We start from the raw sequence: 14,819 nt of genomic DNA on the forward strand, positions 1-14,819 counted from the left end.
GGGGAACGGGTACACATGTGCTTTGATCGATCAAACCCGATCGGTCGGACCGGGAGCGTGGCGTGGAGCTGGAGGGTGTCGTGGAGAGCTGGCCGGGGCAGGCGTACCCGTTGGGGGCGACCTTCGACGGGAGCGGCACCAACTTCGCGATCTTCAGCGAGGTCGCCGAGCGCGTGGAGCTGTGCCTCTTCGACAACGACGGCGCCGAGACGCGGGTCGAGCTGACCGAGGTCGACGCCTACGTGTGGCACTGCTACCTGCCGACCGTCCAGCCGGGCCAGCGGTACGGCTATCGCGTGCACGGGCCGTGGGCCCCCGAGCGGGGCCTGCGCTGCAACCCCAACAAGCTGCTCCTGGACCCCTACGCCAAGGCGACCGCCGGCGAGATCGACTGGGACCAGGCGCTGTTCTCCTACACGTTCGGCGACGAGGACTCGCGCAACGACGACGACTCCGCGCCGCACATGACGCACGGGGTGGTCATCAACCCGTTCTTCGACTGGGAGGGCGACCGCCGACCCAACCGGCCCTACAACGAGAGCATCATCTACGAGGCCCACGTCAAGGGACTCACCCAGCTGCACCCCGACGTGCCGGAGGCGCTGCGCGGCACGTACGCCGGACTGGCGCACCCCGCCACGATCGAGCACCTCACCAAGCTCGGGATCACGACGCTCGAGCTGATGCCGGTCCACCAGTTCGTGCAGGACAGCACGCTGCTCGACAAGGGGCTGCGCAACTACTGGGGCTACAACACGCTGGGCTTCTTCGCCCCGCACGCCGACTACTCCTCCGCCGCCCGCGACGACGACGTCGCCCTGGGCCAGCAGGTGCAGGAGTTCAAGGCGATGGTCAAGGCGATGCACGAGGCCGACATCGAGGTGATCCTCGACGTGGTCTACAACCACACCGCGGAGGGCAACCACCTCGGGCCGACGCTGAGCTTCAAGGGCATCGACAACGCCGCGTACTACCGGCTGGTCGAGGACGACAAGCGCTACTACATGGACTACACGGGCACCGGCAACAGCCTGAACGTCCGCCACCCGCACTCGCTGCAGCTGCTCATGGACTCGTTGCGCTACTGGGTCACCGAGATGCACGTCGACGGCTTCCGCTTCGACCTCGCCTCCACGCTCGCGCGGGAGTTCTACGACGTCGACCGGCTGTCGACGTTCTTCGAGCTCGTGCAGCAGGACCCGGTGGTCAGCCAGGTCAAGCTGATCGCCGAGCCGTGGGACATCGGTCCGGGCGGCTACCAGGTCGGTGGCTTCCCGCCCCAGTGGACCGAGTGGAACGGCAAGTACCGCGACACCGTCCGCGACTTCTGGCGCGGCGAGCCGTCGCTGGGCGAGTTCGCCTCGCGGCTGTCCGGCTCCGCCGACCTCTACGAGCACACCGGCCGGCGCCCGGTCGCGAGCATCAACTTCGTCACCGCCCACGACGGCTTCACCCTGCGCGACCTGGTCTCCTACGACCAGAAGCACAACGAGGCCAACGGCGAGGACAACAACGACGGCGAGAGCCACAACCGCTCGTGGAACCACGGCGCGGAGGGTCCGACCGACGACCCCGAGATCCTCGCGGCCCGGGCCAGGTCGCAGCGCAACTTCCTCGCGACGCTGCTGCTGAGCCAGGGCGTCCCGATGCTGCTGCACGGCGACGAGCTGGGACGCACCCAGCAGGGCAACAACAACACCTACGCCCAGGACTCCGAGCTCAGCTGGGTGCACTGGGACCAGGTGGACCGGCCGCTGGTCGAGTTCACCGCCGCCGTGTCCCGGCTGCGGCGCGACCACCCGACCTTCCGGCGCAAGCGGTTCTTCACCGGCGACACCGTCCGGGTGCCAGACCCGGCCGACGGCGGACCCGAGGGCGGCGGGCGCCTCAACGACATCGTGTGGCTGCACCTCGACGGCCGCCCGATGGAGGACGGCGACTGGACTCAGTCGGACTCTGGGGCTGGCTCCCAGGCACTGGGGATGTACCTCAACGGCCACGGCATCGCCGGGGTCGACGACCGCGGCCAGGCGATCGTCGACGACCACTTCCTGCTCTACTTCAACGCCGACGGCGACGCGACCGCGACGCTGCCGCCCGAGGAGTACGCCAGCGCCTGGGACGTCGTCATCGACACCGGCGGCGCCGCCGACGAGAACCGCGAGGTGAAGGCCGGCGACACGCTCCCGATCCACTCACGCAGCGTCGTGGTGCTGCGCGAGCACCTCGCTCCCGAGGAGGAGCCGGACCACTCGGTCGCCGCGTCCGTGGCGGCAGCCACGCAGGGGCAGCGCCGGTGAGCGAGCCGCGCCTGCCCGCCTCGACGTACCGCCTGCAGGTCACCGCCGACTTCGACCTGTTCGAGGCCGCGCGCCGGCTGCCCTACCTGCACGACCTGGGCGTCGACTGGGTCTACCTGTCCCCGATCCTGGAGGCCGAGCCGGGCAGCCGGCACGGGTACGACGTGGTGCGGTTCGACCGGGTCGACCCGGCGCGCGGCGGAGCCGAGGGCCTCGCGGCGGTGGCCGCCGAGGCCCGCCGCCTCGGGATGGGCGTGCTCGTCGACATCGTCCCCAACCACGTCGGCGTCGCCACCCCGGTCGAGAACCCGTGGTGGTGGGACGTGCTGCGGCTAGGCCGCGACTCCGAGCACGCCACGGCCTTCGACGTCGACTGGGCGGCCGGCGACGGCCGGATCCTGGTGCCCGTCGTCGGAGACGGCGACGAGGACGCGGTCCGCGTCGTGGCCGGACCCGACGGCCCGGAGGTCCGCTACCACGACCACCGCTTCCCGATGGCCCCCGGCACGACCACGCTCGAGGAGCAGCACTACGAGCTGGTCGGCTGGCGCCGCGCGGACACCGACCTCAACTACCGCCGCTTCTTCGCGATCAACACCCTGGCCGCCGTCCGCGTGGAGGACCCGGAGGTCTTCGCGGACTCCCACGTGGAGATCCGGCGCTGGTTCGACGAGGGCCTGGTCGACGGGCTGCGCGTGGACCATCCCGACGGCCTGAGGTTCCCCGGGCGCTACCTCGACGACCTCGCCGACCTGACCGGTGGCGCCTACGTGCTGGTCGAGAAGATCCTCGAGCCCGGCGAGGACCTCCCCCGCGAGTGGGCGACCCACGGCACGACCGGCTACGACGCGCTCGCGCTGGTCGACCGGGTCCTGACCGACCCCACCGGGCAGAAGCCGCTCGACGAGCTCGAGGGTCGGCTGCGCGGGGCCCCGGTCGACTGGGCGGAGCTCGTCCGCGGCACCAAGCGCGCGGTCGCCGACGGCATCCTGCAGTCCGAGGTCCGCCGCATCGTGCGCGAGCTGGGGACCGACGACCCCGCGCCCGCTCGCGACGCGGTGGCCGAGCTGCTCGCCTGCTTCCCGGTCTACCGGTCCTACCTGCCCGCCGGGCGCACGCACCTCGACGAGGCGTTCGAGAGCGCCCGCCGGCACCGGCCGGACCTGGCCGCGACCTTCGACGCGCTGCTGCCCGCGCTCCGCGACCCGTGGTCGCGCGCCGCGCGGCGGTTCCAGCAGACCAGCGGGATGGTGATGGCCAAGGGCGTCGAGGACTGCGGCTTCTACCGCTGGTCGCGCCTGACCTCGCTCAACGAGGTCGGCGGCGACCCGTCGGTGTTCAGCCTGGACGTCGACGACTTCCACCACGCGATGACCGTGCGGCAGCGCGACTGGCCGCATGCGATGACGACGCTGTCGACCCACGACACCAAGCGTGGTGAGGACGTCCGGGCGCGGATCACGGTCCTCGCCGAGGTCCCCGACGTGTGGGAGGCGGCGCTGGCCGAGCTGCTGCGCCTGGTCCCGCTGCCGGACCCGGGATTCGGCTCGCTGTTGTGGCAGGCCGTCCTCGGCGCCTGGCCCGCGTCGGCCGAGCGGCTGCACGGGTACGCCGAGAAGGCGATGCGCGAGGCCGGCGACCGGACCACGTGGACCGAGCCGGACGAGGCCTACGAGGCGGCGGTGCACGCCGCCGTCGACGCCGTCTTCACCTCGGCTGAGGTGCAGCGGGTGCTCACCGACCTCGCCGCCCGGGTCGACACGGCCGGGCGCTCCAACTCGCTGGCGGCCAAGCTCGTCGCCCTGACGATGCCCGGGGTCCCCGACGTCTACCAGGGCAGCGAGCTCTGGGAGACCTCGCTGGTCGACCCCGACAACCGCCGCCCGGTCGACTTCGACCACCGGGCCGCCGTGCTGGCCGGGACCGAGGACGACGACGCGGCCGACAAGCTCCGGCTCACCCGGGCCGCGCTGACGCTGCGCCGCGACCGGCCCGGGCTGTTCACGTCGTACGCCCCGGTGCTCGCCGAGGGTCCCGCGGCGCGCCACGTGCTCGCCTTCGACCGCGGCGGCGCGGTGACGGTCGCGACCCGGCTGCCGGTCGGGCTGGCGGACCGCGGCGGCTGGAGCGACACGACCCTCGTGCTCCCGCCCGGGACCTGGCGCGACGTCCTCACGGACCAGCCGGCCTCGGACCGCCTCGCCGACCTGCTCCGCGACCTGCCGGTCGCCCTGCTCGTGCGGGACGACGCGTGAAGCCGGGACGCGGGACCTTCGACGTCTGGGCGCCGACGGCGTCCCGGCTGCGGCTCTCGCTGGCCGGCGAGACGCTCGAGATGGCGGCGGGCGACGACGGCTGGTGGGCACCGACCGAGCCCGTCCCCGACGTCGCGGGCAGCGGGGTCGACTACGGCTACCTGATCGACGACGACCCGGACCCCCGCCCCGACCCGCGGTCCCGCCGTCAGCCCCACGGGGTCCACGACCTCTCCCGCACCTACGACCCGGCGTCGTACACGTGGAACGACGCGACCTGGACCGGCCGCCAGCTCGCCGGCTCGGTCGTCTACGAGCTGCACGTCGGCACGTTCACGCCCGAGGGCACGTTCGACGCGGCGTTGGGCAAGCTCGGCCATCTCCGCGAGATCGGGGTGGACCTCGTCGAGCTGATGCCGGTCAACGCGTTCAACGGCACCTACAACTGGGGCTACGACGGCGTCGCGTGGTTCAGCGTCCACGAGGCGTACGGCGGACCGGAGGGCTACCAGCGCTTCGTCGACGGCTGCCACGCGGCCGGGCTCGGCGTGATCCAGGACGTGGTCTACAACCACCTCGGCCCGTCGGGCAACTACCTGCCGCTGTTCGGCCCCTACCTGAAGGAGGGCGCCAACACCTGGGGTGACTTCCTCAACCTCGACGGCCCCGGCTCGGTGCAGGTGCGGCGCTACATCCTCGACAACGTGCGGATGTGGCTCGAGGACTACCACGTGGACGGTCTCCGGCTCGACGCCGTGCACGCGCTGAACGACGCCGGCCACCAGCACCTGCTGGAGGAGATGGCGGTCGAGGTCGCGGCGATGTCCGCGCACCAGCGCCGCCCGCTGACGCTGATCGCCGAGTCCGACCTCAACGACACCCGGCTGGTGCGGCCCCGGGAGGCCGGGGGCTACGGGATCGACGCGCAGTGGAGCGACGACTTCCACCACGCGCTGCACGTGGCGCTGACCGGTGAGACGACCGGCTACTACGCCGACTTCGCGCCGCTGTCGGCGCTGGCGAAGGTCTGCGAGCGCGGGTTCTTCCACGACGGCACCTGGTCCTCCTTCCGGGGCCGCAACCACGGCTTCCCGGTCGACCTGCGGGCGATGCCGACGTGGCGCCTGGTGGTGTGCAGCCAGAACCACGACCAGGTCGGCAACCGGGCCCGGGGCGACCGGATCGCCGAGGCGCTCGACGAGCACCAGCTCGCCAGCGCCGCCCTGGTGACGCTGTGCTCGCCGTTCACCCCGATGCTCTTCATGGGTGAGGAGTGGGCCGCCTCGACGCCGTTCCAGTTCTTCACCTCCCATCCCGAGGAGGAGCTGGGCCGCGCGACCGCTGAGGGCCGCATCGCCGAGTTCGAGCAGATGGGCTGGGACCCGGCGGTCGTCCCCGACCCGCAGGACCCGGAGACCTTCGAGCGCTCGAACCTCGACTGGTCCGAGGCCGCGGGCGGCCGGCACGCGCGGATCCTCGAGGTCTACCGACGGCTGGCCCGCCTCCGTCGCGAGCGGCCGGAGCTCACCGACCCCTCGTTCGCAGCTGTCTCCTGCACCGCGGACGAGGAGCGACGGGTGTTCACGATGCGCCGCGGCGCGCTGCTGGTCGCGGTGAACTTCGGCGACGCCGAGGTCTCTGTGCCGACCGGCGACGGGGTCCTGCTGTTCGCGACCGGTGACGACGTGTCGCTCCGCGCCGGCGAGCTGGTGCTGCGGGCCCACGCCGGCGCGCTCGTGGGTCCCGCGCGCTGACCCGGCCGGGCACAGCCCCGCAGGCACCGGCTCCCGGGTTGAACACACGTGTATTCAACCCGGGAGCACCCTGTGCTGGGCCAGGTGAGAGGTCCGGGGCGGCTAGCCGGAGAGGTTGTTGAGGTCGACGACGTCGCTGTCGGCCGGCGCCTCGACGTCGACCTTCTCGTCGAAGTCGGAGAACGTGACCGAGCCGGTGTCCTCCCCCTCGGTCTTCTCGATCTTGACCAGGTAGTGCGGGTCGTCGACCAGCACGTAGCCGGTGGACGTGCTGCCGTCCTTGTCCTTGTTGTCGATCTTCACGACGTCGTCGCCGTCGACCGACCCGGTCCCCGCCTTGGAGTAGGTCGAGCTGTCGTCGTCCTTGAGCATCTGCTCGAGCAGGCTGTCGATGTCGCAGAACTGGTCGAGCGAGTCCTGGCCCTGGGGGACGACGACCCACTTGTCGCCGACCAGCGAGATCACCTGGTCGGCGCTGGTGCCGGCGAAGGTCTTCCAGAAGGACTCGTCCGGCTTCATCCAGACGTCACCGCCGACGCCCAGCAGGTCGGCGGAACCCGACCCCAGACCGATGGTCCCGGTGCAGTTGCCGTCCTTGTCCGTCTGGAGGTCGATGTTGATGTCCTGACCGCCTGAGCTGATCTCACCGGACACCGTCACCGAGGTCAGGTCCCCCATCGCCGACTTCGCGCTCTTCGCAATGTCGTCGGCCGATCCGTCGGCGAAGTCGCTGCCTCCACACGCGGTGAGCACGGCCGCGGCCCCGAGACCCGCCACCGCCATTCCGATCCGTGCCACGGGTCCTCCTCGGCTCGGGTCGGCTCGCTGCCGACCGGTAGCCGCACGCTACCCCGGCCAGCCGCCGCACGCCCCGCCCGTACGGACCGCTCCGACCACCCGGTCGTGCTACCCGCCGCGCCGGACCCCCTGCCCACCCAGGAGCTCGTCCACCCAGGCCGGCACCAGCTCGGTGGCCGGACCGTGGCGGGCGTCGTCGAAGAGGCAGGTGCCGTTGCTGCGGGCCAGGTTGAGCTCGAGCGTGGTGGCCCCGTGCCGCAGCGCGTGCTGGACGAACCCGGCCGCGGGGTAGACCGCACCCGACGTGCCGATCGACACGAAGAGGTCGGTGCCGGCGATCGCGGTGGCGATGCGGTCCATGCCGTAGGGGATCTCACCGAACCAGACCACGTCGGGCCGCAGCTCGACCGCGCCGCACCGCGGACACGGCGGCCGGTGGCCCAGGTCGTCGTGCCAGCGGTTGCGGGCGCCGCACGCCTCGCACCGCGCCGAGCGCAGCTCGCCGTGCATGTGCAGCACCCGGGTGGACCCGGCCCGCTCGTGGAGATCGTCGACGTTCTGGGTGACCACGAGCAGGTCGTCGCCGATCGCCTCCTCCAGCCGGGCGAGCGCGTGGTGCGCCGGGTTGGGGTGCACCGTCGCCAGCGCGGCGCGACGGGCGTCGTAGAACCGGTGCACGACGTCGGGCCGCGCGGCGTAGGCCTCGGGCGTGGCGACCTCCTCGACGTCGTGCCCCTCCCACAGGCCGTCGGCGTCGCGGAAGGTCGGCACCCCGCTCTCGGCCGAGATGCCCGCGCCGGTCAGGACCGTGACCTTCACCGGTCCGGCCTCGCGTGGACGGTGACGACGTAGCCGCCGTCGTGGTCGAACGGGTCACCGGACCACGTGCCGTGGCGCGCCACCGGTTCCAGGCCGGCGCCGGCCATCGCCGCATCCACCTCGGCCAGCGGCGTGACCGGGCAGCCCGCCGGCAGGTGGTCCGCGTCGAGCCCGAAGCCGCACACGACCCGGCCGCCGGGCCGGGCGTGGGCGGCCAGTCGCTCGCACGCCGCGCCGAGCGTGCCGTCCTCCAGCAGCGGCAGGGTGTTGCCGGCCACGACCACGGCGTCGAAGGTCTCACCGAGGTCGAACGACGCCAGGTCGGCCAGCCACCAGTCCAGGTGCGGCGCCTCCTCGCGGGCGACGGCGAGCATGGCCTCGTCGACGTCGACGCCCGCCACGTCGTAGCCCAGCTCGTGGAGGCGGACGGCGACCCGGCCGGTCCCGCACCCCGCGTCCAGGACCCGCGCGGGCCGCGGCAGCAGCCCCGCCACGAAGGCGGCCTCCCCGTGCACCTCGGCCCCCCGGGCACCCAGCCGTCGGAAGCGCTCGGCGTAGACGGCGGCGTACTCCTCGCCGGCCCCGGCGCGGGCGATGCGCTGCCACCGGGTGCTCATGACGGCAGCTTCCTCCTGCTCGCCGAGACCTTGAACTCGTCGAGGAAGAGCTTGTGGATCTTCTCGCTGTCCAGGGCGCCGCCGACCATGCGCAGCTCGCCACGGGCCAGCCGCTCGCACACCCGCAGCCAGGCGTGCCCCATGGCGTAGGTGAAGGTGCCCGCCACGGTCGCGTTGATCGTCCCGGCCACCGCGGTGCCGGCGCCGGGGACGAACTTGATCAGGTTCCCCACGAGCGACCGGCCGGCCGTGGTGGCGGCCGCGGTCGCGGCGATCGAGGCAGCGGTGGAGCGCTCGATCGGGATCCCGTAGGTCACCGCGATCGAGGCCATCATGGTCAGCTGGATGGGGACGAGGATGGCGGCGTCGGAGAAGGGGATCGGGGAGGCCCCGGCGGTCGTCGCCGCCCCCGTGGCAGCCTTGATCGCAGTCTCCGCGCGGTCGCGCTTGCGGACGAAATCGATCTGTTGAGCAGCCGTGATCGCATGGGCCACGCCCGAGGGCGCGCCGCGAAAGGTGGCATCGAGGAGCTCCTGCAGCCCGTAGGCCGTCTGCCCGGTGAACTCGTCCCCGCGCGCCATCGTGTAGTGGATCAGCCCGCCCTCGATCGGCAGGTCCATCGCGGCGATGCTGGCCGCGAGCGCCTCGGCGTCGGGGTGGACGCGGACCCCGGCGCGCGGCACCTGGGTCAGCACCAGGATCACCGGCAGCCCGAGGTCGTGCAGCGCGCGGATGAACTCGCCCTCGGTCGGCTCGAAGCGGCGGTCGCCGGAGCGCACGCAGTACCACGCCACGTGGATCTGCTCGGCCAACGGCTTGCGCCGCATCCCGTGCAGGTAGTCGTTGAGCTCGTTGATCAGCTTCGCGTTGTCGCGGCCCACCTCGAGCCCGCGGGTGTCGAGCACCCCGAGCGTGCCGCTGCGGTGCAGGTAGAGGTGCTCGGCGCGGGTGACCGGCTCACCGATACCCGTCGCCGCGATCTCCTCGCCGAAGATCGCGTTGACCAGGGTGCTCTTGCCCACGCCGGTCTTGCCGAAGATGGCCAGGTTGAAGCGCCCGATCTCCTCGGCCTTGTCCTTCCAGGCCTTGGAGAACGCCTTGCCGAACCAGTCGTCCGCCGGTGGTGCCATGGCACCAGATTGTCACCTCTGCGCAACGGGGGCTGCGGAACCGGTGGGGTCAACGCACGTGCTTGACGGCGTCGAGGTACCGCACGACGGTCTCGAGCTCGGCGACGGTGAAGCCCGCGTTGACCTCCTCCATCTGCCGCAGGATCGAGGCGTACGCGGCCCCGGCCCCGGGGTGGTCGAAGGGCACCGCGTGCACCCAGGTCTTGCGCCGGTCGTCGGGGTCCGGCTCGCGACGCACCATGCCCTTGGCCTCGAGCCGGTCGAGGACCCTGGTGGTGGTGCTGGAGGGCAGCTCGGTGATCTGCGCCAGCTGCCCGGGGGTCATCGGCCCGCCGTGGCGGACCAGCACGCCGTAGGTCTGGAAGTCCACGACGTTGAGCCCCACCGAGCGAGCGATCCGCTCGTTGGTGAGCACCGCGGCCGCGATGAGCTCCTGCATGACGTCGGCGATCTGCTCCCCGACGCGCTTCCGGCTGGACACGGCCGACCCGCCTCGCTATTCTCTCCATATCGGAATTATTCCGAATCGGAATTATCCCGTATCGGGACCTCTTCCCTCGTCCCAGACTACGCCACGTCGAACCACCCGGAGGACCGATGGAGCACCTGCGCGGCCGCGCCATGGGCGTGCTGATCTTCGCGTCCTTCATGGACCTGATGGACGCCACCATCGTCAACGTCGCACTCCCGTCGATCCGCACCAGCCTGGACGCCACCGGCGAGCAGCTGGAGTGGGTCGTCAGCAGCTATCTGCTGGCCTTCGCCGTCTTGATGATCACCGGCGGCAGGCTCGGCGACATGGTCGGGCGACGCCGGATGTTCGTCATCGGCGTGCTCGCGTTCACGGCCGGGTCCGCGCTCGCCTGCGCGGCTCCGACGATCGGCGTGCTGCTGGTCGCCCGCGTGGTGCAGGGCGCGGGGGCCGCGATGATGGTCCCGCAGGTCCTCTCGTCCCTGCAGGCGCTCTACTCTCCCCGCGAGCGGGCGCCGATCTACGGCGTCATCGGCGCAGTCTCCGGGATGTCGGCCGTCCTCGGACCCGTGCTCGGTGGCTGGCTGGTCAGCAGCGACGCGTTCGGCATCGGGTGGCGCAGCATCTTCCTGATCAACCTGCCGATCGGGATCGCGCTGGTCGTCCTGGCGCTGCGCTGGGTCCCCGAGACCCGGTCGGAGCACCCGTTGCGCCTCGACCCGGTGGGCGTGCTGTTGGCGACGACCGGGCTGCTCGGGGTGGTCTACGCGCTGGTCGAGGGCCGTCAGGTCGACTGGGCGCCATGGATCCTCGCCGTCGGAGCCGCCGGCCTGGTCCTGCTGGCCGTCTTCGTCTCGCAGCAACGCCGCCGGGACCGTCGTACCGGCTCGGCGCTGCTGCCCATGCGGTTGTTCTCCGACCGCGGATTCTCCGCCGGCCTGGTCACCCAGGGGGCGTTCCAGGGCGCCTTGGCCGGCTTCGGGCTCACGTTCACGATCTACGTGCAGACCGGGCTCGGCTGGTCGGCGATCCACGCCGGCGCCACGATGCTGCCCTTCAGCCTCGGGGCCTTCGTGGGGACCGCGGTCGCCGTCCCCCTGGGCACCCGGTTGGGCAAGGTCGTGGTCGTCGGTGGAGCACTCGTGCAGGCGGTGGCGACCGTGTGGGTGCTGGCCACGGTCAGCGAGCAGGGTGACTCGCTCTCGACGTGGAGCCTGGTCCCGCCCCTCGTGGTCTGCGGGATCGGCCTCGGCCTGCTCGTGGTGCCGCTCGTCGACGTCGCGCTCGCGACCGTCCCGACCTCCGAGGCCGGCGCCTCCTCCGGGACCTACGGCACCATCCAGCAGGTCGGCGCGGCGCTCGGCGTCGCGGTGGCGGGCACGGTCTTCTTCCACGTCGTGGGCACGTCGTACGACGCCGCGTCGCTGCGCGACGGCCTGGTCGCCGCCTGCTGGGTGGCCGCCGCCGGCTACGCGCTCGCCGGGGTGGCCAGCCTCCTGCTGCCCTCACGCGGCCAGGTGCGGGCCCACCACGAGGCCCTCGAGCACGCGCTCGCCGCCGACCGCCCCGTCGCCACCTGACCGCTGGCGCTGGTGCCGCGACCCGACGTCAGCGCGACGCCCCGGCGGGGAGGTCGGCGAGCTCGCGGACGATGTCCTCGACGCGTTGCTTGGCGTCGCCGAAGAGCATGCTGGTGTTGTCCTTGAAGAACAGCGGGTTCTGGACACCGGCGTACCCCACGGCCATGGACCGCTTGAAGACGATGACGTGGCGGGCCTCCCACACGTGGAGCACCGGCATGCCCGCGATCGGGCTGCCGGGCTCCTCCAGGGCGGCCGGGTTGACCGTGTCGTTGGCGCCGATGACCAGGACGACGTCGGTGCTGGGGAAGTCGTCGTTGATCTCGTCCATCTCCAGGACGATGTCGTAGGGCACCTTGGCCTCGGCGAGCAGCACGTTCATGTGGCCGGGCAGCCGGCCGGCGACGGGGTGGATGCCGAACCGGACGTCGACGCCCCGCGCACGCAGCTTCGAGGTGAGCTCGGCGACCGGGTACTGCGCCTGGGCGACCGCCATGCCGTAGCCCGGGGTGATGATCACGCTGGAGGCGTCGGCCAGGAGCTCGGCCACGGCGTCGGCGGTGATCTCGTGGTGCTCGCCGTAGTCACGGTCGGGGTCGGGGGCGGCCTCGATGCCGAAGCCGCCGGCGATGACCGAGATGAACGACCGGTTCATCGCCTCGCACATGATGTAGGACAGGTAGGCACCGGACGACCCGACCAGCGCACCGGTCACGATCAGCAGGTTGTTGTCCAGCAGGAACCCCGACGCCGCGGCCGCCCAGCCGGAGTAGCTGTTCAGCATCGACACCACGACCGGCATGTCACCGCCGCCGATGGAGGCGACCAGGTGCCAGCCCAGGGCCAGCGCGAGGACGGTGACCGCGACCAGCAGCCCGAGGTTCGGGGTGGCCACGAACCACACGGTCAGCACCGCGAACGCCACCAGCGCCCCGAGGTTGAGGACGTTCTTGCCCGGCAGCACCATGGGCGCGGACTTGATCCGCGCGGACAGCTTGAGGTTCGCCACGATCGATCCGGTGAAGGTGACCGCACCGATGAACACGCCGATCACGATCTCGGCGTTGTGGATCTGCTCCAGCGACCCGGTCAGCCCCTCGTCGTACAGGTAGCCGTTCCAGCCCACCAGGACCGCGGCCAGACCCACGAACGAGTGCAGCAGCGCGATCAGCTCGGGCATCCCGGTCATCGCGACCACCCGGGCCCGCCACAGCCCGATGGTGGCGCCGACCGCGACCGCGACGACCAGCAGCACCAGCGGCAGCGTCTCGTCGGTGTCGTGGACCAGCAGCCCGACCGTGGCGACCAGCGCGAACGCCATGCCCGCGATGCCGTAGGAGACGCCGTTGCGGGCGCTCTCGTGCCGCGACAGCCCCGCGAGGCTGAGGATGAACAGCAGGGAGGCGACCAGATAGGCGCCGACCGCGATCGAGACCGCATCCATCACTGGTCCGCCTTCCGGAACATGCCGAGCATCCGTCGAGTCACCGCGAACCCGCCGAACACGTTGATGCTGGCCAGGAGCACCGCCACGAACGCCAGGACGCGCACGGCGGTGTCGTCGACACCCAGCTGCAGCATCGCGCCCACCACGATGATCCCGGAGATCGCGTTCGTGACGCTCATCAACGGGGTGTGCAGGGCGTGGTGGACGTTGCCGATCACGTAGTAGCCGATCACGATCGCCAGCGTCAGCACGAAGAAGTGCTCCGGCAGCGGGTCCGGGGCGGTCGAGGCCACCACGAACAGCAGCACCGACACCGCCGCGAACACCGGCCACATCGGCCGCCGCCTCTTCGGCGGGGCCGGTTCCGGCGGCGCAGCCGGAGCGACGGCCTTCGGGGCCGCGGACACCTGCACCGGCGGTGGCGGCCACATCGACGCACCCTCGTGGGCCACGGTGATGCCCCGCACGACGACGTCGTCGAGGTCCAGCACCAGGACGCCGTCCTTGCCCGGCGTCATCAGCGTCAGCAGGTTGACGATGTTCGTGCCGTACAGCTGGGAGGTCTGCGCCGGCAGCCGCCCCGCCAGGTCGGTCCACCCCAGCACGTGCACCCCGTGGTCGGTGACGACCTCCTGGTCGGCCACCGTGACCGCGACGTTGCCGCCGTTGGCCGCCGCCATGTCCACGATCACGCTGCCCGGCCGCATCCCGGCCACCGTCTCCTCGGTGATCAGCCGCGGCGCCGGACGGCCCGGGATCAACGCGGTGGTGATCACGATGTCGGCCGCACGCGCCTCCTCGTCGTACATGGCAGCCGTCGCCTGCTCCTGCTCGGCGGTCATCTCCTTGGCGTAGCCGTCCGAGCTGACCTCGCTGACCATGTCGACGGTGACGAACTCCGCCCCCATCGACTCGACCTGCTCGGCCACCTCGGGCCGCACGTCGAAGGCCCGCACGATCGCGCCCATCGACCCCGCCGCACCGATCGCCGCCAGGCCCGCCACGCCCGCGCCGACCACGAACACCCGCGCCGGCGGGATCTTGCCGGCCGCCGTCACCTGGCCGGTGAACTGCCGGCCGAACGCGTGCGCCGCCTCCACGACCGCGCGGTAGCCCGCCACGTTCGCCATCGACGACAGCACGTCCATCGACTGCGCCCGCGAGATGCGCGGCACCGCGTCCATCGCCAGGGCGGTCACCCCCGCCGACGCCAGGCGCTCCACCAGCTCCGGCGACCGGGCCGGCGCCATCAACGACACCACCGTGGCCCCGCGACGCAACCGCGCGGACTCCTCCTCGGTCGGCGCCTCGACCTTGACCACGATGTCGCTGGACCACACGTCCTCGGCCGACCCCACCGTGACGCCGGCGTCGGCGTACATCACGTCCGGCTGGCTGGCGGCCACACCCGCACCGGACTCGACCACCACGTCGTACCCCAGCTTGACCAGACGGCCGGCGGTCTGCGCGGTCGCAGCCACCAACGTCTCGCCCGCACGCGACTCACGGGGAACACCGATACGCACGAGGACCTCCTGGGACGACGACGACCGGTGACACCTCACCAGTCCGCCTCGCCCCCTGTCAGTGACCGGAGTCACGTCAGTCGCGTCGGTCCACCTCGTGGACCGGCCGGGCGCGAGGCAC

At 71.8% G+C, this 14,819-nt stretch carries 11 protein-coding genes; 4 read left to right on the forward strand and 7 right to left on the reverse strand.

Annotation, left to right across the window (positions count from 1 at the left end; all coding sequences use genetic code 11):
• Positions 1 to 80 precede the first annotated feature (80 nt).
• Genes glgX through treZ form a run of 3 tightly spaced genes read left to right on the forward strand, consistent with a single transcriptional unit; the run spans position 81 to position 6,309 of the window.
• On the forward strand, positions 81 to 2,300 hold the full coding sequence (gene glgX, locus ACILRH_RS19820; protein WP_395695865.1) for a glycogen debranching protein GlgX: 2,220 nt from the start codon (positions 81 to 83) through the stop codon (positions 2,298 to 2,300).
• Complete coding sequence (treY, locus tag ACILRH_RS19825) at positions 2,297 to 4,555, forward strand: malto-oligosyltrehalose synthase (RefSeq protein ID WP_395695791.1); 2,259 nt, start codon at positions 2,297 to 2,299, stop codon at positions 4,553 to 4,555. The genes glgX and treY overlap by 4 nt, the downstream gene beginning before the upstream one ends.
• Entirely contained in the window at positions 4,552 to 6,309 is a 1,758-nt protein-coding gene (gene treZ, locus ACILRH_RS19830; RefSeq protein ID WP_395695792.1) for a malto-oligosyltrehalose trehalohydrolase, read from the forward strand. Before treY ends, treZ begins: the two co-directional genes overlap by 4 nt.
• Positions 6,310 to 6,411: 102 nt before the next feature.
• Here the strand turns inward: treZ and ACILRH_RS19835 are convergent, their stop codons facing one another.
• The 5 genes from ACILRH_RS19835 to ACILRH_RS19855 form a co-directional block, all read right to left on the reverse strand.
• Positions 6,412 to 7,107, reverse strand: a complete 696-nt coding sequence (locus ACILRH_RS19835; RefSeq protein WP_395695793.1) for a hypothetical protein — start codon at positions 7,105 to 7,107, stop codon at positions 6,412 to 6,414.
• 108 nt (positions 7,108 to 7,215) lie between these two features.
• Positions 7,216 to 7,926: an NAD-dependent deacylase gene (locus ACILRH_RS19840; RefSeq protein WP_395695794.1), complete on the reverse strand. Its 711-nt coding sequence runs from the start codon at positions 7,924 to 7,926 to the stop codon at positions 7,216 to 7,218.
• The gene (locus tag ACILRH_RS19845; protein ID WP_395695795.1) at positions 7,923 to 8,543 is read right to left on the reverse strand and encodes a class I SAM-dependent methyltransferase; all 621 of its coding nucleotides are present in this window, start codon (positions 8,541 to 8,543) and stop codon (positions 7,923 to 7,925) included. Before ACILRH_RS19845 ends, ACILRH_RS19840 begins: the two co-directional genes overlap by 4 nt.
• Positions 8,540 to 9,673, reverse strand: coding sequence for a GTPase family protein (locus ACILRH_RS19850; RefSeq protein ID WP_395695796.1), 1,134 nt, complete (start codon positions 9,671 to 9,673; stop codon positions 8,540 to 8,542). Before ACILRH_RS19850 ends, ACILRH_RS19845 begins: the two co-directional genes overlap by 4 nt.
• Positions 9,674 to 9,722: 49 nt before the next feature.
• Positions 9,723 to 10,154: a MarR family winged helix-turn-helix transcriptional regulator gene (locus ACILRH_RS19855; protein ID WP_395695797.1), complete on the reverse strand. Its 432-nt coding sequence runs from the start codon at positions 10,152 to 10,154 to the stop codon at positions 9,723 to 9,725.
• Between the two features lie 116 nt (positions 10,155 to 10,270).
• Here ACILRH_RS19855 and ACILRH_RS19860 point away from each other — a divergent pair, with 116 nt between their 5' ends.
• Positions 10,271 to 11,725 (forward strand): MFS transporter, encoded by a 1,455-nt coding sequence (locus ACILRH_RS19860; protein WP_395695798.1) that lies wholly within the window; start codon positions 10,271 to 10,273, stop codon positions 11,723 to 11,725.
• A gap of 28 nt (positions 11,726 to 11,753) precedes the next feature.
• On the opposite strand, the gene pntB is transcribed toward ACILRH_RS19860, so the two are convergent.
• Together pntB and ACILRH_RS19870 are read right to left on the reverse strand one after the other, a co-directional pair.
• A complete protein-coding gene (gene pntB, locus ACILRH_RS19865) occupies positions 11,754 to 13,169 on the reverse strand; it encodes a Re/Si-specific NAD(P)(+) transhydrogenase subunit beta (RefSeq protein ID WP_395695799.1) in 1,416 nt (471 codons plus the stop codon).
• The gene (locus ACILRH_RS19870) at positions 13,169 to 14,698 is read right to left on the reverse strand and encodes a Re/Si-specific NAD(P)(+) transhydrogenase subunit alpha (protein ID WP_395695800.1); all 1,530 of its coding nucleotides are present in this window, start codon (positions 14,696 to 14,698) and stop codon (positions 13,169 to 13,171) included. Before ACILRH_RS19870 ends, pntB begins: the two co-directional genes overlap by 1 nt.
• Between the last annotated feature and the right edge of the window lie 121 nt (positions 14,699 to 14,819).

It is taken from the genome of Nocardioides sp., from assembly GCF_044226765.1.
In the GTDB taxonomy this organism is placed as follows: Bacteria; Actinomycetota; Actinomycetes; order Propionibacteriales; family Nocardioidaceae; genus Nocardioides.

Excerpts from the sequence above, each read along its gene's own strand:
- pntB (WP_395695799.1), bottom strand. The coding sequence starts at position 13,169 with ATGGATGCGGTCTCGATCGCGGTCGGCGCCTATCTGGTCGCCTCCCTG.
- ACILRH_RS19845 (WP_395695795.1), bottom strand. The coding sequence starts at position 8,543 with ATGAGCACCCGGTGGCAGCGCATCGCCCGCGCCGGGGCCGGCGAGGAG.
- ACILRH_RS19860 (WP_395695798.1), top strand. The coding sequence starts at position 10,271 with ATGGAGCACCTGCGCGGCCGCGCCATGGGCGTGCTGATCTTCGCGTCC.
- ACILRH_RS19850 (WP_395695796.1), bottom strand. The coding sequence starts at position 9,673 with ATGGCACCACCGGCGGACGACTGGTTCGGCAAGGCGTTCTCCAAGGCC.